Source organism: Oceanobacillus iheyensis HTE831 (assembly GCF_000011245.1).
GTDB classification, from domain to species: domain Bacteria; phylum Bacillota; class Bacilli; order Bacillales; family Amphibacillaceae; genus Oceanobacillus; species Oceanobacillus iheyensis.
Window position 1 is genome coordinate 3,384,089 of sequence record NC_004193.1, and the last position, 17,796, is coordinate 3,401,884.

18 protein-coding genes and 1 riboswitch are annotated in these 17,796 nt (G+C 38.1%); of the genes, 1 reads left to right on the forward strand and 17 read right to left on the reverse strand.

Annotated features, from left to right (window positions below; translation table 11 throughout):
* Positions 1 to 224: 224 nt before the first annotated feature.
* From OB_RS16545 to OB_RS16615, 15 genes are all read right to left on the reverse strand, one after another.
* Entirely contained in the window at positions 225 to 1,739 is a 1,515-nt protein-coding gene (locus tag OB_RS16545; protein WP_011067643.1) for a tripartite tricarboxylate transporter permease, read from the reverse strand.
* 23 nt (positions 1,740 to 1,762) lie between these two features.
* Entirely contained in the window at positions 1,763 to 2,221 is a 459-nt protein-coding gene (locus OB_RS16550; RefSeq protein WP_011067644.1) for a tripartite tricarboxylate transporter TctB family protein, read from the reverse strand.
* 13 nt (positions 2,222 to 2,234) lie between these two features.
* Complete coding sequence (locus OB_RS16555) at positions 2,235 to 3,242, reverse strand: tripartite tricarboxylate transporter substrate binding protein (protein WP_011067645.1); 1,008 nt, start codon at positions 3,240 to 3,242, stop codon at positions 2,235 to 2,237.
* A 281-nt stretch (positions 3,243 to 3,523) separates the two neighbouring features.
* Positions 3,524 to 4,192 carry a response regulator gene (locus OB_RS16560; protein ID WP_011067646.1) on the reverse strand — a complete coding sequence of 223 codons (669 nt, stop codon included), beginning with the start codon at positions 4,190 to 4,192 and terminating at the stop codon, positions 3,524 to 3,526.
* Positions 4,189 to 5,775 (reverse strand): ATP-binding protein, encoded by a 1,587-nt coding sequence (locus tag OB_RS16565; protein WP_011067647.1) that lies wholly within the window; start codon positions 5,773 to 5,775, stop codon positions 4,189 to 4,191. The genes OB_RS16560 and OB_RS16565 overlap by 4 nt, the downstream gene beginning before the upstream one ends.
* Before the next feature lie 90 nt (positions 5,776 to 5,865).
* On the reverse strand, positions 5,866 to 6,276 hold the full coding sequence (locus OB_RS16570; RefSeq protein ID WP_011067648.1) for a PH domain-containing protein: 411 nt from the start codon (positions 6,274 to 6,276) through the stop codon (positions 5,866 to 5,868).
* A gap of 96 nt (positions 6,277 to 6,372) precedes the next feature.
* Complete coding sequence (locus OB_RS16575) at positions 6,373 to 6,648, reverse strand: acylphosphatase (protein ID WP_041544360.1); 276 nt, start codon at positions 6,646 to 6,648, stop codon at positions 6,373 to 6,375.
* A 71-nt stretch (positions 6,649 to 6,719) separates the two neighbouring features.
* Positions 6,720 to 7,364, reverse strand: a complete 645-nt coding sequence (locus OB_RS16580) for a class II aldolase/adducin family protein (protein WP_011067650.1) — start codon at positions 7,362 to 7,364, stop codon at positions 6,720 to 6,722.
* Positions 7,365 to 7,381: 17 nt separating this feature from the next.
* The gene (locus tag OB_RS16585) at positions 7,382 to 8,656 is read right to left on the reverse strand and encodes a TRAP transporter large permease (protein ID WP_011067651.1); all 1,275 of its coding nucleotides are present in this window, start codon (positions 8,654 to 8,656) and stop codon (positions 7,382 to 7,384) included.
* The gene (locus OB_RS16590) at positions 8,653 to 9,156 is read right to left on the reverse strand and encodes a TRAP transporter small permease (protein ID WP_011067652.1); all 504 of its coding nucleotides are present in this window, start codon (positions 9,154 to 9,156) and stop codon (positions 8,653 to 8,655) included. Before OB_RS16590 ends, OB_RS16585 begins: the two co-directional genes overlap by 4 nt.
* 5 nt (positions 9,157 to 9,161) lie before the next feature.
* Positions 9,162 to 10,151 (reverse strand): TRAP transporter substrate-binding protein, encoded by a 990-nt coding sequence (locus tag OB_RS16595; protein ID WP_011067653.1) that lies wholly within the window; start codon positions 10,149 to 10,151, stop codon positions 9,162 to 9,164.
* A gap of 10 nt (positions 10,152 to 10,161) precedes the next feature.
* Entirely contained in the window at positions 10,162 to 11,190 is a 1,029-nt protein-coding gene (locus OB_RS16600) for a zinc-dependent alcohol dehydrogenase (RefSeq protein WP_011067654.1), read from the reverse strand.
* A gap of 31 nt (positions 11,191 to 11,221) precedes the next feature.
* Positions 11,222 to 11,842: a GntR family transcriptional regulator gene (locus OB_RS16605; protein ID WP_011067655.1), complete on the reverse strand. Its 621-nt coding sequence runs from the start codon at positions 11,840 to 11,842 to the stop codon at positions 11,222 to 11,224.
* A gap of 24 nt (positions 11,843 to 11,866) precedes the next feature.
* Entirely contained in the window at positions 11,867 to 13,207 is a 1,341-nt protein-coding gene (locus OB_RS16610) for a four-carbon acid sugar kinase family protein (RefSeq protein ID WP_011067656.1), read from the reverse strand.
* A gap of 241 nt (positions 13,208 to 13,448) precedes the next feature.
* Complete coding sequence (locus OB_RS16615) at positions 13,449 to 14,423, reverse strand: Gfo/Idh/MocA family protein (RefSeq protein WP_011067657.1); 975 nt, start codon at positions 14,421 to 14,423, stop codon at positions 13,449 to 13,451.
* Positions 14,424 to 14,633: 210 nt separating this feature from the next.
* Between OB_RS16615 and OB_RS16620 the strand changes: the two genes are divergently transcribed.
* Complete coding sequence (locus OB_RS16620; RefSeq protein ID WP_011067658.1) at positions 14,634 to 16,655, forward strand: catalase; 2,022 nt, start codon at positions 14,634 to 14,636, stop codon at positions 16,653 to 16,655.
* Between the two features lie 128 nt (positions 16,656 to 16,783).
* Here the strand turns inward: OB_RS16620 and OB_RS16625 are convergent, their stop codons facing one another.
* Positions 16,784 to 17,101: a DMT family transporter gene (locus tag OB_RS16625; protein ID WP_011067659.1), complete on the reverse strand. Its 318-nt coding sequence runs from the start codon at positions 17,099 to 17,101 to the stop codon at positions 16,784 to 16,786.
* A 29-nt stretch (positions 17,102 to 17,130) separates the two neighbouring features.
* Positions 17,131 to 17,439 carry a DMT family transporter gene (locus OB_RS16630; RefSeq protein ID WP_011067660.1) on the reverse strand — a complete coding sequence of 103 codons (309 nt, stop codon included), beginning with the start codon at positions 17,437 to 17,439 and terminating at the stop codon, positions 17,131 to 17,133.
* A 111-nt stretch (positions 17,440 to 17,550) separates the two neighbouring features.
* A riboswitch (guanidine-I (ykkC/yxkD leader) is annotated at positions 17,551 to 17,647 on the reverse strand.
* Positions 17,648 to 17,796 lie beyond the last annotated feature (149 nt).

A 17,796-nucleotide genomic window follows, 5' to 3' on the forward strand; every position in this document is an offset into this window, starting at 1 on the left:
AAGATAGTTTGAGGTTAGGTAAGTTAAAATTTTCAATACTATTAAGACAAAAAAGTGTGGTTAGTCTATATAATAGGTGCTCCATTTGTCCATTTATTTTCGTATATCCCTTCGGAAACACACTGTATAAATGTATTCCTCTAAAAAAGAAATATGCAAAAAAAGAACCATAATTCGACGGACATCCTCCGAGAATTATGGTTCTACGGTGTTATAAAAAATTATTAATTAATTTTCTCCATTCGTTCTTCTTCCTCTTCTGCTTTTTTACGACGAACTCGATCTCGCCATGCAGGTACGACTAAAGCAATAATCATAACTACGAATAATGATACTGCAAGTGGACTGGTATAGAAGATGCTCCATGATCCACCGGAGATTGTTAACGACTGACGTAGTGCTTGTTCCATCATTCCACCAAGGATAAAGGCCAAAATAAAAGGTGCTGCTGGAAAAGCGAAGACACGCATAAAGTAACCTAAGATACCAAATAAAACGAGTAAGTATAAATCAAATGTGCTAAAGCTCACTGCGTATACCCCGATTAAACTCGAGATAATGACTAATGAGATAAGTAGAGGTCTTGGTACTTTCAAGATTTTCACAAAATAAGGTATCAACGGAAGATTCAAGACTAGTAGAAAGATATTCCCGATATACATACTTGCGATAACACCCCAAAAGATCCCTGGGTTTTCGGTCATTAATAATGGTCCTGGCTGAACACCTAAGACAAGGAATGCACCTAGCATGACTGCTGTTGTACCTGAACCTGGAATTCCTAAGCTCAACAATGGAACAAAAGCACCACTGGTTGCAGCATTGTTCGCGGTTTCTGGAGCAGTTAGTCCTTTGACTGAACCTTTACCGAACTCTTTTGGATTCTTCGCTATCTTCTTTTCACTTATGTATGCTACGAAAGAAGATATAGTTGCACCAGCACCAGGTAAGACACCTAGGATAAATCCTAGAAATGATTGCCGCGTTAATGGTCCTTTCATTTCTTTTACATCTTGCTTTGTCAGTTTCAAGCTACCTATATTGGCTAAACCATTCATTTTTTGTTTGCGATTTAATATTAAAAAACATACTTCTGCTAGGGCAAACACTCCAAGTGCGATTACTAGAAAATCAATACCATCTAATAGATTAACACTTCCGAACGTAAAACGACTTGTGCCAGTTTGCGAATCAATACCAATGGTGACGACCATAAAACCTAATACAGCAGCGATTAGCGCTTTAATCGTTGAACCGTCTGATAAACTAGCAATTGCTGTTAAGCCTAACAACATCAGTGCAAAATATTCAGGAGGACCAAAGATAATCGCTACGCTTGCAAGCATAGGGGCAAAAAGCATTAATAAAATAACACTTACTGTACCGCCAATAAATGAAGCAATTGCTGAAATCGCTAGTGCTTTACCTGCTTTTCCTTGTTGGGCCATCGGATATCCATCAAAGGATGCCGCCACTGTTCCTGCAACTCCGGGGGCATTTAACAAAATAGAAGAAGTAGAACCTCCATACATAGACCCGTAGTAAACACCTGCCATCATTACCAATGCAATAGTAGAATCCATGCCGTAAGTTACAGGAATCATGATCGCAATTGCGCTAATCGGTCCTAAACCGGGGATCATCCCAATTATGGTTCCTACTAAAACACCTAGAAATACAAACATAATTGCTTCTAAACTGAAAGCTACTTGGAACCCTTGTAAAATACCATCAAACATTTATCCGCTCACTCCCTTCTTTTTTAAAATGGCATAAATCCTGCTGGCAATCGAATTGCTAAAGCATAATTAAACAGGCTATACGCGCCAACGGAAAATAATAATGCTGTTAGAATTAAAACTGTCCAGTTCTTGTATCCTAAAAATCGTGAGCTAGCGATTATGAATACAAATGTCATAATCACAAAACCGAGTACTTCTAAAACGGTAATGTATAATAGAATCATTGCTAATACTCCTAAAAGCATATACACTTCTTTTTTTGGGATCACACGATTCTTCTTTTGATCATCCGTATCCTTATCTTTTGTAAAGAAAAAGAATATGGCTAATAGTAATAATGCAAATCCTAATAACTTTGGTACTAAATCGGAATCTACTGGTACAAAAATGTACGCAGGAAGCTGATAGGCCATAATCAGATAACCTGCAGCAATGATGATCAGTACTAAAGAAATGCCTTTATTTGCCGTTAATTTCATTATTCATCCTCCTTTACTCATCGATAAAACCAAGATCTATCAAGATTTTCTCTAATTCCACATACTGCTCATCTAAAAAGACTTGGAATTCTTCACTATTCATAAATTGTTCATCCCAGCCATACATATCTCGAACTTCTGCAAAGGCTTCTGATTCAGAAACTTTTTGGAATGCTTGTTCATAATAAGCAAGCTGTTCGTCGGTCATATCCGGAGGACCAAACATGCCTCTCCAAACGATAAATTCTGCATCAATGCCCTGTTCTTTTGCTGTAGGAAGGGTTTCTAAAAATTCATCTCCTTCCAGTCTTTCTGGTGCGGTTATTCCTAGAATTTTCATCTTCCCTGCACGCGCTTGGTCGACAGCATCCATCACACCCGTTGAAATAACGTCTACACTACCATTTAAAACGGAAGTCATTCCCCCGCCATCTTGATCGGATACATAGCGTATTTTTTTGATATCCACGCCTGCTTTATCTGCGAACATCATAAATTGAATATGATCCATACTACCTGGGGAAGATACACCGACGACCGTTACACTCTCTGGATCCTCTCGCATGTCTGCAAACAACTCATCCAATGTATCCCATTTGGCATCCTCACGAACGGCAAATGCCCCATAGTCTGCGATTAAATTCGCAATCGGTGTAAAGTCTTCATACCCAAACGGGGATTGTCCATTTAAGTAAACGAAGTGCAATGGCGGAGAACTAACAAAAATGTTATGGGGATCGTTTCGTTTATGTATGTACGACCATGCTACAGCACCGCCACCACCTGGTTTATTGACAACACCAAAACTTTCATCTGCTAGTTGTTCTTCATCAATCGTTCGCGCTAACATTCGCGCAGTTGTATCCCAACCTCCACCAGCTGCTGCCGGAGCAATAATTTCAATCGAACGATCAGGCACCCACTCTCCCTGGTCGTTCACTGATCCACTTTGTACAGGTAAAGAGCACCCAGCAAGTAAGATTAGCGGTAAAATAAAAATTGACACTGACCTTCTAAACAATGTAAGCGCCTCCTTATTTTTTGTTATTTTCTCATTTTACTCACAAGTTTTACTTTTGTAACCGTTTTCAAAATAATGTTCATTAAAACTCTTTTATTCATTTTGTTCTTTTTGTTCACGATAATTTTAAAACCTCCCCAAAAACAGCAATAAAAAAATAGGCGTTTTCTACAGGGACCGATTGGAACATTTTCGGAAATAAGATTTTCCGAGAAATTGCTCACCTTCGCACCCGAAGAAATTGCCTATTTTTCCTTCTACTATTTAAATGATCATTGTTTTTACTGCGTGACATATTTACGTTCTGGCCGACCTACAATCCCATATTCCAATTCTGCTTTGGCTTTTCCAACGGATATTAAGTATTCCAAGTACCTTCTTGCAGTAGTGCGGGAAACGCCGATATCTTTTCCCACTTGATCTGCTGTCATGCCACTGGATTGTTTTTGCAATACTTCGTTCACCTTCTTAAGCGTCAGTTCATCAATTCCTTTTGGATATTCTTGTTTTTCCATAATTTCTTGTTGATTTTGAAAGAGCTGATCTGCCAGTTGCTGCGTAAATTCCCCTTGCGAACGGATAAATTGGTGATTTTTAACTGCTTTATTTATCGCATCTGCTAGCCGATCAAGCGCAATCGGTTTTATTAAATAGTCAATCACACCAGAAAGGTATGCTTTCTTCAACATTTCGATATCCGTTGCTGCAGTAATCAATATAATTTGCAGTGCTGCGTGTTCTTGCTTATATGTTTCAATCATATTAATACCAAGCTCATCTGGCAAATATACATCCAATAATAATAAATCAAATTTGTTTTCTTTTAACTTGGCTAATGTTTCATACGCGGTTGCAGCTCTTTCAATATATTGTATATCTTGAAACTTCTCTAAGTATTGACAATGAATATCGGCAACCCGATAATCATCCTCTGCAACAAGAACATTCATGATTCCGCTCCCCCTTTTTTCGGAATATACACGATAAATACGGTTCCATTCGGTTCATTAGCTGTTATTTCCAAAAAGCCTTGTAACTCTAATAAAGCTGCTTGTACAAGCGCTAACCCATATCCACGATTCTGCCCATCTTTCGTGGAATAACCTTGTTTCATAATATTATCGTAATCAGCCGGACTAATGCCTGTACCATTATCAGCTACCTCAATAACTAAGTCATTTCCCATATCAGTAAGAAAAATATCTATCTTTGGATTGTCTGTATTCACAACGGCATCAAAAGCATTATCTATAATATTACCAATGATTGTCACTAGTTGCGCTGTCATCTGTTCTGGCCATTGATAATTAATATGGCTACCTTCATTAATAGTAAATTCTATCTTTTTCTCCGAAGCTTTTGATAATTTTCCAATTAAGATTGCTTGTATCGTAGAATCACTGATTTGTTCAAATAGTACCTTCTCATAACTCTGCTGTTTTCCAACCTCTTCATGGATAAATTGCTTCGCCTTATCCGTATGCCCAAGCTGTAACCAACCAGAAATGACGTAGAGCTTATTGGTATACTCATGTGTCTGCGCCCGTAAATCTTGTGAATATTGCTGGACTTCAGATAAGGTATGAATAAGTTCTTGCAAATCCGATCTTACTTGAAAGCTAGCAACTTTGCCTCCATAGTCCCCATCGTCATCTATTAATTTATAGCGTACGAGTAATACGGTTTGGTTAATCGTTGTTTCAAAAGAACCCTCTCGATGTTCTTCAGTTAAGACATATGCTAGCTCTGTATTCGGTAGTACCTCTTGTACCGGTTTGCCAATGACATCATGGCGTATATGTAACATTTCTTTCGCAGAGTAATTGACCAATGTTATATGCCCACGTTGATCGGTGGCAATTAATCCTTCTTTTATTGATTCCAGGATTGCTCCACGTTCTTTGTATATTCGAGCGATTTGATACGGCTCTAGACCAAACGTATCTTTACGAATACTTTTTGCTAATAAAAAGCTTCCTGCGACACCAATGATAAATATTAGCGATAACCATACTAAAAATCCGATAAGACCTTGTTTAAATAAAGAATCTACATAGGAAATCATATATCCGACCGATACGATTCCAATAATATCGCCATCACTGTTGAAAATCGGTGACTTCCCGCGTACAGATGCCCCTAAACTTCCATTTGCTATAGATACATAATTCTCCCCGTCCACCAAAGCTTGTTCATTATCCCCGCCAACCATTTGCATACCGACTTTGTCTGGATCAGGGTGTGTGTACCGAAGTGAATTACGGTCACCTATGACGATAAACTCTGCATTTGATTGTTTTCGAATCCGCTCAATAAATGGTTGCAGCACATCTGCATCCTTTTGGTGTTCAATGACATGTTGCACTTCTGGAATTTCCGACACAGCAATTGCGGTAGTCAGTGCTTGCTGACCAATCAGTTGTCTTGTCTGGTCTCTTTCATAGGAAATATACAACACCATTACCATTAACATGATGGCGGTAACAAGGATACAACCAAGCACAAGAAATTTTCTCTCTAACGACCATTTCATTCCCTTATCCTCCCATACAAATAGTATAGCGACTATGGGTATAAAAGGTAAGGGGATACGAATAAATCAAGATAGACTATTTCTCCCTTTTTATGTATTCATCTCTATTCCGGGGTTGATCTTTTGAATTTCTTTGATAAACAATTGCATCCGTTTTGGGGAAATTTGAATTACTTTATAGTTACCGTAATGAATCTCCAGACGGTGAACAGAGAGACAAGGTCCTACAAACAAATTCGTCGTTTTCCGAATCGATTTAATCTCATTGATATTAATGGACCACTTCATCGGACCGTAGGATATTCGAAGTGTATTATTATCAATTCTGTATCGTGTGTTGAACCAGATTGACCCTAGCAATAAAATCAAGGCAGCCATAACGAAAATAGCTACTATATCGACCTCAACATAGATGGATTGAAATATATTCCATGTAAATAACAATATAAAAGCCCAAACCACAATGCCCATCAATATATCTTTTCTCGATGCAATTACCATTTATCCTACCTCCCTCCAATATGGACCTCTTATTTTTAAGAAAAAAGCTAACCTAGCATACACTAAATTAGCTTGTTAATCTCTCTATCTTTTATTTTAATATTTTACTTCAAACTTGGTAAGCTCAGTGTCTTCTGCTAGCTCCTTTACTTCCATATCTTGAACTCTAGCAAACTTAGTGGGGCCTTTTTCTACTTCGTTTAAGAAAGCATCTACGTTTTTATCTTCGCCTTGGGCCTCGATAAGCACACTGCCGTCATCTTCATTTCTCACCCATCCGACAATAGCATTTTCTGTCGCTGCTTGCTGTGTAAAATAACGAAATCCGACGCCCTGCACTTGTCCTTTTACATTTACTTTTATATGTCTCACCTTATCACCTCTAGTTGTAACATACCCGAAAATAAATAGAGCCACACTATAAAAGTATGACTCTACTATTTTTATTTATTCCAATCGCGAAGAGGTTTATATCCAGAATGATGAAGAAAATCATATACTGTTTCATCACTTAAACTATTTATATTAATATTCTTTTCCAAAGCAGTAATATGCATACGTGCTGTATACTCTAATGTTTGTAAAGCTGTACGGGCCTCTTTTAAATTGACATCACAGACAATGATCCCATGATTCTCTAATAAAAAGACATTCGCATCTTTCGCTCTTTCTTTTACAGCTTGTGCCAATTCCTTACTCCCTGGATGATAAAATGGAACTCTCGTAATTCGCTCCAAATAATACATAGATTCTACAAAATAATTTGACGGAAGTTCAATATCAGAATTAGCAATTAATGTACTGTAGAAAGGAGATGCATGTAACACAGCATTAATTTCCGGCCTTTCTTCATAAATCCACTCATGCATCAAAAATTCTTTCGAGGGTTTTTTACCTACTACATGCTCTCCTTCTTTACAGAAAGAGAAGTCTTCCACCTCTAATTCTCCTAAATAAGTACCGGTAGCAGAAATGATATACCCGTCGCCAGATCTAGCACTAATATTGCCCGCAGTACCCCAGGCAAGGTCTTTATCCATCATAAATTTTCCAGTTGAGCTTAATTGACTTAATAGCTGATTATCCATTTATTCACTTCCTTTATTTATTTCATCCATTCCACTAGGCTCATTGTTATGGAAGGGATATATGTTATAACGATTAAGCTAATTAAAATAGCAATATAGAAAGGAATTAACCCTTTTGTTAAATGATCAATACGTACTTTTCCTATTTTTGATACTACAAATAGATTCAACCCTAATGGTGGTGTTACCATACCAATCGCTAATGTAACGATCATAACAATACCAAAATGAACTGGGTCTAATCCGAGTTCTACAGCAACCGGCACAAGAATAGGAGCTAAAATGATAATAGAAGCGTTTGTCTCCATAAACATACCCACAAGTAAAAGTACTAGAATAACTATAGTTAAGAATACCATCGGACTATCTGAAATAGATGTTATTAGACTAGCAACCTGTTGCGGTATATTTTCAATTGTTAGTATCCAGCTAAATAATCCAGCCGTAGCAAGAATAAACATAATGGTAGAAGTTGTTACAGATGCTTGGGTTAATATTTCTTTTATGTTTACTTTATTAATTGCTTTGTAAACGAAAACACTAACGATAAATGCATAAGCAACCGCAACACCAGCAGCTTCAGTGGCAGTAAATATTCCACTATATATTCCGCCTAGAATGATAATTGGCATGATTAATGCTGGAATTGCTTCTAAGAATGCTTTGCCAATATCTTTGCTTGATTTCTTTGGTTCTTTTAAATAATTACGCTTTTTAGCCAATATATACACCGTTACAACGAGTCCAATACCAATGATGATTCCTGGTACCATTCCGGCGATAAATAAATCTCCAATAGATGCCCCGACAGCTGTCCCATACAATATTAAAGGTATACTCGGTGGTATTATAATTCCTAACGTTCCAGAAACAGCCTGTACTCCACCTGCAAATTCTTTATCATAACCTCGATTAATCATCGCTGGAATCAAGATTGCGCCAAGCGCCGCAGTTGCGGCTACACTTGATCCTGATATAGCAGCAAAGAACATCGTGGTTACTACAGTTACAATCGCTAAGCCTCCTGGTACATGACCAGTAATTGCATTAGCCAAGTTTATTAATCGTTGTGATATCCCCCCATATTCCATTAAAGCACCCGCAAGTATAAACAACGGAATCGCTAGTAAAGGGAAAGAATCAAGTGAGACAAAAGCACGTTGTGCCAATGTTAACAACGGTATGTCTCCAGCTACTAATATCGCCAGACTAGAAGATAACCCTAATGAAATTGCCACAGGTACACCGATAATAAATAGAACAATTAACGATAGAACTAATACAAGTATCATAGTAAGTCACCTACCGTTTCCTTCGAATCATCATCTTCAGGTGGACTTATTAACAATGCAATAATATTACACAACATAAGAAGCGAACCAAGTGGTATTGCCGCATATGCCCACGCCATCGAATACTGTAAAGTTGGCGTCGATTGACCAATTACGATATAGGTCAACTGTGCACCATAAATAACTAACATCAAACTAAAAATTCCACAAATGTATAATACAATTTTTTGCAAGCGTGCTTTGTTTTCTGTTTTTATAATTTCTAATAGAAAATCAATCGCGATGTGCTGATTATGTCTCATCGCTAACCCCGAACCTAAAAACACAATGTAAATCATCAAGTATTTTGCTAATTCTTCTGTCCAGCTTAATGGCACGTTAATGACAAATCGTGTTGTTACTTGCAATACAACCAAAACAGCAAGTCCAACAAGGAAGAAAGATACCAAGTATTTCACCCAATTATTAATGCTATCCATGATATTAATATATGTTTTCATTGGCTCTACTCCCTCATTTCCTGTATGGTATCGTATAGTTCTCTGCCATATTTATCAGCTAATGCTTCATTCACTTCTTGTACAGCTTCTCTAAATGGTTCTTGATCTACTTCTATTACTTCCACACCTTGGTCAAGCATGTCTTGAAGTGCCTCTTCCTCTTCTTGGAAAACGATTTCATTTTGGAAATTACGAGCTTCTTCTGCGGCTTCTAAAACAGCTTCTCTTTCTTCTTCTGTTAAGTCTTCAAAAGCTTTTTCACTCATTAGTAATTGAACATATCCAAATACATGGTCCGTTTTTACAAGGTAATCTTGCACTTCATGAATTCGAGCACTTGCTGTAAAAGCAATTGGATTTTCTTGCGCATCGATAACACCTGTTTGTAATGAGGAATATACTTCTCCAAAGTTCATTGGAGTTGGACTAGCTCCCATCGCCGTCCACCCTTCGACGGATGCCTCGATGTTTGGTACTCTGATTTTCACACCTCTTAAATCAGAAGGTGATTCAACCAATTTATTTGTTGTTAGTTCCCGCGGTCCTCTAAGCCAGAACTCTAACCCTCGCACACCTGTTTCTTCCAGCATTTCCTCCTGCAATCGCTTTCCATTTTCGCCGTAAACAAACTCCTCCAAGTGTTCCAAATCTTCAAATAAATAAGGTAGTTCTAAGATGGAATAAGGCTCATAAAAGTTAGACATTACACCGGCAACTAATGCAAAATCTACTGATCCTATTTGCATGCCCTCTACTAAATCACGGTCTGACCCCAAAGTAGAGCTTGGATAAACCTCTACTTTGACGGTACCATTTGTTTTTTCAGACACTAGTTCTGCAAATCTGACTGATCCCTTATGCCAAGCATTGGACTCACTTTGTATATGTCCTAGCCTTAACACTTTTGGTTCCTCAGCACTCGATGTTCCTTGACTACACGCAGCTAATAGTAAAGCTACAGCCGATAAAAGTAATACGATTATTTTTGATTTCATTTTTATCCCCCTATTCAAATGAAACAAGTACTTTAACGGATTTATCTTTCTTTTTATCTACAATTGTAAAACCCTTTGCTGCTTCTTCATAATGCAATTTATGGGAAATAACCTTCTCTACATCAAGTTTCCCGCTTGCGATTATTTCTAGGGCTTCTTCTGTATCCGGACGGTTATATGTCATGCACCCAATAATTTCTTTTTCATTTTGCTGTAACTGTTCGATATCAACAGACTGTTGTCCATGGAACATGGCTACGGTAACCACTCGTCCACCTTTTCTTAGTAGATTAAGAGAGTCATTTACAATACCAGGAACACCCGCAGTGATAAATACTTTATCAAAAGATCCTTTATCTAAGCTCTGCTTCGCATCATGAATCCAGTTTGAATTATCCTTAATATTAATAACTTCTGAAGCACCCATTTCTTTTGCCACTTGTAGTGAATAGTCGAGCACATCCGTAACAACAATATCTTTTACGCCTTTAGCTTTCACAGCGATAAGTGTAAGAAGGCCAATTGGTCCGGCTCCCAAAATTGCTACTCGATCGGTTGGTTGAACATCGCCTTTAAACGCTGCATGTACACCTACAGCAAGAGGTTCGACTAATACACCTTGATCATAACTAACGGAATCTGGTAATTTAATTACTTGTTCTTCAGGCGATGCGAAATATTCAGCCATTGTCCCTAACCAGTCTCCCATTCCTGGAGCTAGTCTTGTATCAGAGTAATTTACATTTCCCGTCATTACTCCTTCACTCTCACCTGTACCGATTTGCGGCTCCACCGTTACTCGATCACCAACCTTGAATTTAGTAACGGATGATCCAACTTCTACAACTTCTCCAGCTACTTCATGTCCAATAACGACCGGGGGTTTACGAAATGGATGTAAGCCTTTATACGTATGAATATCGGAACCGCAAATCCCAGCGACATTTACTTTGATTTGCACCTCATTCGGTTTTAACTCGGGGACCTCTATATCTTTCACAATAATTTTCTCAGCATCTTCTACAAATACCGCTTTCATAAACTATCTCTCCCTCTTATATCAGCAGGAGTTATTGAAAGTACATCATCTTGGAGTCCAATAGATGCTTTTTCATTAACTCTACGCACTTTATATCTCCTGTTTTTAAAGCATCTAAAACTTCTACATGTTCGGAGTAAAACTTCTCTACCCTACCAGGATCTTTCTTGAGATGGCGAAGTGTAATTCTTCTTAAGTGATCTTGGTAGTTTAATAAAACTCTCGTGATCTCCTTATTTGCTACAAATTGACTTATCGCTAAGTGAAACTCATGGTCTAATGTAGCAAATAATGTAACATCTTTCGTTTTAGCAGCCTCTTTAGTTGCTTGTACGTTTTGTTCCAATTCTTTTAATTGTTCATCTGTAATACGGTGATACAGTTCTTGGCAATTAAACGTTTCTAATGCTATTCGCAAATTATATATATCGTTGATTCGTTCAATAGAAATATCATTGACAATGATTCCTTGCTTTGACGAAACAGTAACAAATCCTTCAGACTCTAATCTTACGAGCGCATTTTTTATTGGTGTTTTACTCATACCTAACTCATCTATTAATGTACGCTCTGATAAAAATTGTCCCGCTTCATAATGCTCTTCTAAAATTTTGGATTTTATTTCCTGATAGGCAACGTCTTTTAATAACATATTCAAATACATCCTTTAACAAAATTATTTAGAGCCTGACTGATAGACTTTCTCGAAAAACGCTGGTCCTCCAAGTTGACCACTCTTTAATGCAATTTCTAGTCCATCATATTTTGCTCTCTCTGAATATGCTATACATAAAGGTGCCCCGGGCGCAATAGAATCGAGCACTTCTAGTCCATAAATATCAAGATTTGAAGTAACAAAGCCCGATGTGTCACCACCAGATATGATTACTCTTCGCAAATCAGCTCGATCAATAACTGACTTTGTCCACTCGCCTAATTTTTCGCCAATGTATATGCCTATATCTTGTTTATTGATGCCGTTATTTAGTAGATGCTCTTTTGTACGAGCAATAATTGGATCCTCGTTACCTTTTGCTGTATACATTATTACTTTTTTCTTTTCTTCTATTTGCTGAATGATGTTATCTAAGAATGCTTCAACGAGAGAAGGATCTGTATACATTTCAAATGGTATTTGAATTAATTCAAACCCAGCTTCTTCTGCATTCTCTAATTGTTGCTTTGTTACATCAGAGACACTTCCAGAAACAGCGAATAGTTGATGAACATTGCTTGGACTGGTGGCTTTATTTTCTTTTGCTATTACGCCTTCCCGTCTTACTGCATCGCCAATTGCATATTCTACACCGGATGATCCGACTATAAACTGAGGCTCATCGCTTCGCTTTTCCCACAATACTTCTGAAACTTTTTTCATGTGAGAAGCATTCAATGCATCATAGAGTATAATATCAGCTTCATTATTTTCTTGATTTATTATTTGTTGGGCAGTGTTAGCCTCTAAATCTAATACATTTACTTTTGCGATCTTTTGTTTTGTCTGCGCTTGCAAATGTTTTGCTAAATCTGCCTCATCCATTGGAGTAACTGGATGTTTGGACATCACTGGATGTTTATCCAATCGATATATTTCTTCCTGGAATTTTGCAAAATGTTCACCAAAGACTGTATACCTTCCCAAATTCGGGGCTGCTACAAGAAGTGGATAACTTCCTTTTGTAAAATAGTTTCTTGCTATATCAATAGCAAAACCGATACTCCCAACCTCTGGAGCAGAGTCGAATGTAGAACAAACTTTATAATGGACAAAGGTTGGATTTAGTTGACGTAAGAATTCATAGACTGGAGACAATTCTTCCTCCATACCCTTGGTACCTTTTGCTCTAGCAGTTCCTGCAACCCCTATACAATCTACGTGTCGAAAGCGATCGATCATTTCCTGGTCTGGAATCTTGAGAAAAAGTATTGTTTTCAAACCGTATTGATCCAGTGCTTCCATTGCATCCGTTGATCCGGTGAAATCATCACCATAAAACCCTAATAAAAGCCTTTTCATCCTTATCACCACCAAAATATCTAACTTAGATCTATGTTGTATCTAAAAAAGATATTAACAGTTAACTGAAAAACTGTCAATAATCCGAAAATTATTTTTAACATTATTCAGCAAACTAAAAAGCGAGCCCACGATGCATAAGCATCAGAAGGCTCGCCTGCCGCTTTAGAATAAGCGAAGTAAATTTTTGACTTGATTTTTTAACACCTAATCATTCGGATTAACGTTATTTTACTATCTGTCATTCCGTTAACTGATCCATCACCCAATTTGTCCTAGCGCCACTTTCACCAGTGCTTGGGGCTTGTTTAGAATCTGAGGTTAGATCCTTCACGATCGATTCAATTAGCGGTTGATGGACATGTTTTGGACGTTCAAATGTCCATTCTTCCTGTCCATCGGCAGTTGTCAGAATGATAGGATCATCCCCAAAGGTAGAAAAGGTTATCTTCCCCTTACTGCCAACAATTTCATTTTTATCTATATTCTCAAAAGCAGTGAAACACCAATTCCCAACTCCATGCACGCCAGATTGGAATCGATAAGTGCCAGTAACAATATCTTCTGCTTCATAGTATTCCGCTTGATTGGACTTCATTCCATGCACCTCTTCAATTGGCCCAAGTAAGAAATCAAGAATATCTAATGTATGGCTGGCAAGGTCAAAAAACAGTCCTCCGCCCGATATTTCGGGTTGTAATCTCCATGGTAGTGATGATGCCTTTATATCTTCTGAGACTTTTTGATATTGCGTCGTTGAGACAAAACGCACGTCGCCTATTGTCTTGGCATCAAGTAATTCCTTCACTTTTTTAAATCTAGGTTGTGCTCTGCGATAATATGCGACATACAGCGGAACGCCTGCATCCTTACACGCCTGGATCATTTGCTGGCATTCTGCTTCGTTCAATGCCATTGGTTTTTCGACATATACAGGTTTCCCTGCCTGAGCTACCTTCAGAGTATACTCTTTATGGGAACCTGGTGGCGTCGCGATATACACGGCATCTACATTCGCATCGTTGATTAAAGCATCCGCATCATCATACCAGGTTGGCACGTTATGCCTTTTTGCATAGTCCTTAGCAAGTTCCCCTGTTCTTCGCATGACTGCCACTAGCTCAGAATGATCTACCTTTTGAAATGCCGGTCCACTTTTTACCTCCGTTACATCACCGCAACCAATAATACCCCAACGCACCTTCTTATACTTCATTCGTTATCCCACTCCCCTTTAAACGCATGTTCAGTTTATGTGTAGTGTACCACTAATACGCGCTTTCGGATATGAGTTTTGTCTTATTAAGCGATCAACTTTACTAAGTACAATTCACTAATCTAATATTTTTGAATTATTATTTGTTTATTCTAATTCTAAACGGGAACTAACGAAGTAACACACTTATTAATTGAGGAGGAGCTTTTGATGAGTAATCAAGAACAAAACAAAAAGAATCAGCAGCTAGATCAATTCCGAGTTAATGATAAAGATAAATCTCTTACAACCAATCAAGGATTAAAAATGAATGAAGATGAGTTTTCACTAAAAGCAGGTGAACGTGGCCCGTCATTATTAGAAGACTTTCATCTGCGAGAGAAGATCACCCACTTTGACCATGAACGCATTCCGGAACGTGTTGTCCATGCAAGAGGTTTTGCTGCCCATGGGGAATTTGAAGTTTATGAATCACTTGCCCCATATACAAAAGCAAATTTCCTAGGTGAAGCAGGAAAGAAGACACCAGTATTTGTACGTTTTTCTACCGTAGCAGGTTCTCGTGGATCAGGTGATATGGCACGTGACGTCAGAGGTTTTGCAACAAAATTTTACACAGATGAAGGAAACTATGACTTAGTTGGAAATAACATTCCCGTCTTCTTTATACAAGACGGCATTAAATTTCCTGACTTGATCCACGCAGTTAAACCCGAACCACATAATGAAATACCACAAGCACAATCTGCTCATGATACATTTTGGGATTTTGTTGCCAATAACCAGGAAACTGCACATATGATTATGTGGCATCTGTCCGACCGGGCAATTCCGCGAAGCTTTCGAATGATGGAAGGCTTTGGTGTCCATACATTCCGTTTTGTTAATGAGGAAGGACAAGCTTTCTTTGTAAAATTCCACTGGAAACCTGTCTTAGGTGTACATTCGGTCATTTGGGATGAAGCATTAAAATTAAACGGTAATGACCCTGATTTCCAACGCCGTGACCTGTATGACGCGATTGAAAATGGTCAATATCCTGAGTACGAGTTAGGATTACAAATTATAAAAGAAGAAGATGAATTTAACTTTGATTTTGATGTTCTAGACCCAACCAAGATATGGCCAGAAGAAGATGTACCTGTGAAAATTGTTGGTAAAATGACATTGAATCAGAATATAGATAATTATTTTGCAGAAACCGAACAAGTTGCCTTTCATCCAGGTCATGTCGTACCAGGGATTGATTTTACGAATGATCCGTTGTTACAAGCACGTCTCTTTTCATATACAGACACGCAGCTCATTCGTTTAGGTGGACCTAACTTTCATGAAATCCCAATTAACCGACCTGTCTGCCCATTCCATAATAATCAACGTGATGGCTATGGAAGACAAACGATTAATTCTGGACAAGTAAGCTACCATAAAAACTCCTTGGCAGATAATACACCAACACCTGTAAGTGAGGAAAATGGTGGCTATAAACACTATCAAGAGAAGGTTGAAGGCAAGAAAGTACGAGCTCGCAGTATTAGTTTTGAGGATCACTTCACACAAGCTGCATTATTCTGGAATAGTATGAGCGATGTCGAGAAAAACCACATCATTGATGCGTTTAGCTTTGAACTTGGAAAGTGTAAGGAAGTAGCGATTCGCGAACAAGTTCTCGATATGTTCTCCAATGTCAGCCATGACCTTGTCACAGGAATTGCGGAGAACTTAGGCTTAGCGATACCAAAGAAAAAAGAAATCGACTATACGAAATCGTCACCAGCCTTAAGCCAAGCCAACACAAAGAAAAAAGCGGACACGCGTAAAGTTGGCATTATTGTCGCTGATGGATTCGATGAAGAATTATTCTCTCATATAAAAGCATTAAATGAAGCAAACATTAATCCGGAAATCATTAGTGATCACCAAGGATCCATTTCAAGTAAAGAAGGAAATAAAATTCCGGTACACCATACCTTTAAGACGGCAGACTCTGTACTCTTTGATTCCATACTAATCGCTAGTAAAGAGGGGACTAAACCATTATTCACAAAAGAAGCTCCAAACTTCGTGAAAGAAGCTTACATGCACTATAAACCAATTAGTGCGCTTCAAGATGGCGCTTCTGTGCTTCATGATTTAGGACTAACAGATGAAAAAGGTGTAGTTACCAATAATGCAAGTCAATTTGTAGAAGCAGTTGCCGAAGCGAGATTCTGGAATCGTGACGGGAAGTAAATAATAGAAGAGGCTGGGACAAAAGAATTCGCACAATTGTCTCAGCCTCTTTCCTGTTCACTATAAAATTCACAAACCCAAAAGGGCTTACATATCCCTTGTATGAACGCATCTTTCCTAAGCAACCGTTAATTTGAAACGATTCGTAATCCTATTACTGCAACAACTATTAAACTTAAGAAGAATATACGTTTGCGATCTGCTGAATCATTATAAAAAATCATACCAATCACTACACTTCCAACTGTTCCCATACCCGTCCATACTGCATAAGCAACACCTAATGGAATAGTAGACATTGCAATGGATAATAAGGTTAAGCTAACAGCAAATCCAATAATCAAAAAAGCAAATCCAGATTTCTTTTTCCCAGCAGATACTTTCTGAATTCCGTTAACACCTACTACTTCGGATAGACCTGCAAGAATTAGGATGATCCAATTCATGCTTTACCAACCTCTTTCTGTTGCTTTTTTTAACCTGTAACGGATTTTAATCCTAATACTCCGACTAATAGTAATACAACAAATAAAATAACACCTACGTTAACTGCAGCACCGAAAAAGATAATATCAACAGTAACTGTCCCTAAAGTACCCAACCCTACAAACACAGCATAAACGGTAGCAGTTGGCAGTCGAGTAGATGAAACAATCAATGTTCCAAAGCTTACTATGATTGCTATAATAGTGAGTGTCCAAGTTAAACCATCGTTGGCATACTTCAATCCAGATGCCCAACCCACTTCAAAAATCGCAGCAATTACAACAAGAAACCACCACATGATTAAATCTCTCCTTTTAATGATTTAGGATTATTATCACCAATATTGTAAACAACAACCCTTCTTTATAAAAAACCAAAAAACCCGGGACATACCACTATACTTAGTGATATCTCCCGGGCTTTTATCCCTCCGTGGACAAAGAAAAAATTCTTTGCACTTTCTCTCGGACCAGACCCAATAAGGCGGAACCCTAGAAAGTATTTACGAATGATTATATTCAATTCTAACTAAATCATAGTACAAAATTCGAAAAAAGACAAGCGTCACGGGCGGAATTATTGCGTAGATGTCACGAAACTACGATGGCAAGTAGTGTGGTTTTAACGCCAAGATGGCCCCGGTTTTTCGAAAAAT

Coding starts and splice junctions, on each gene's coding strand:
- OB_RS16570 (WP_011067648.1), bottom strand. CDS start 6,276: ATGGTAATTGCATCGAGAAAAGATATATTGATGGGCATTGTGGTTTGG.
- OB_RS16560 (WP_011067646.1), bottom strand. CDS start 4,192: ATGAATGTTCTTGTTGCAGAGGATGATTATCGGGTTGCCGATATTCAT.
- OB_RS16600 (WP_011067654.1), bottom strand. CDS start 11,190: ATGAAAGCGGTATTTGTAGAAGATGCTGAGAAAATTATTGTGAAAGAT.
- OB_RS16615 (WP_011067657.1), bottom strand. CDS start 14,423: ATGAAGTATAAGAAGGTGCGTTGGGGTATTATTGGTTGCGGTGATGTA.
- OB_RS16620 (WP_011067658.1), top strand. CDS start 14,634: ATGAGTAATCAAGAACAAAACAAAAAGAATCAGCAGCTAGATCAATTC.
- OB_RS16545 (WP_011067643.1), bottom strand. CDS start 1,739: ATGTTTGATGGTATTTTACAAGGGTTCCAAGTAGCTTTCAGTTTAGAA.
- OB_RS16630 (WP_011067660.1), bottom strand. CDS start 17,439: ATGTGGTGGTTTCTTGTTGTAATTGCTGCGATTTTTGAAGTGGGTTGG.
- OB_RS16625 (WP_011067659.1), bottom strand. CDS start 17,101: ATGAATTGGATCATCCTAATTCTTGCAGGTCTATCCGAAGTAGTAGGT.
- OB_RS16565 (WP_011067647.1), bottom strand. CDS start 5,775: ATGAAATGGTCGTTAGAGAGAAAATTTCTTGTGCTTGGTTGTATCCTT.
- OB_RS16590 (WP_011067652.1), bottom strand. CDS start 9,156: ATGAAAACATATATTAATATCATGGATAGCATTAATAATTGGGTGAAA.
- OB_RS16605 (WP_011067655.1), bottom strand. CDS start 11,842: ATGTTATTAAAAGACGTTGCCTATCAGGAAATAAAATCCAAAATTTTA.
- OB_RS16610 (WP_011067656.1), bottom strand. CDS start 13,207: ATGAAAAGGCTTTTATTAGGGTTTTATGGTGATGATTTCACCGGATCA.
- OB_RS16595 (WP_011067653.1), bottom strand. CDS start 10,151: ATGAAATCAAAAATAATCGTATTACTTTTATCGGCTGTAGCTTTACTA.
- OB_RS16550 (WP_011067644.1), bottom strand. CDS start 2,221: ATGAAATTAACGGCAAATAAAGGCATTTCTTTAGTACTGATCATCATT.
- OB_RS16585 (WP_011067651.1), bottom strand. CDS start 8,656: ATGATACTTGTATTAGTTCTATCGTTAATTGTTCTATTTATTATCGGT.
- OB_RS16580 (WP_011067650.1), bottom strand. CDS start 7,364: ATGGATAATCAGCTATTAAGTCAATTAAGCTCAACTGGAAAATTTATG.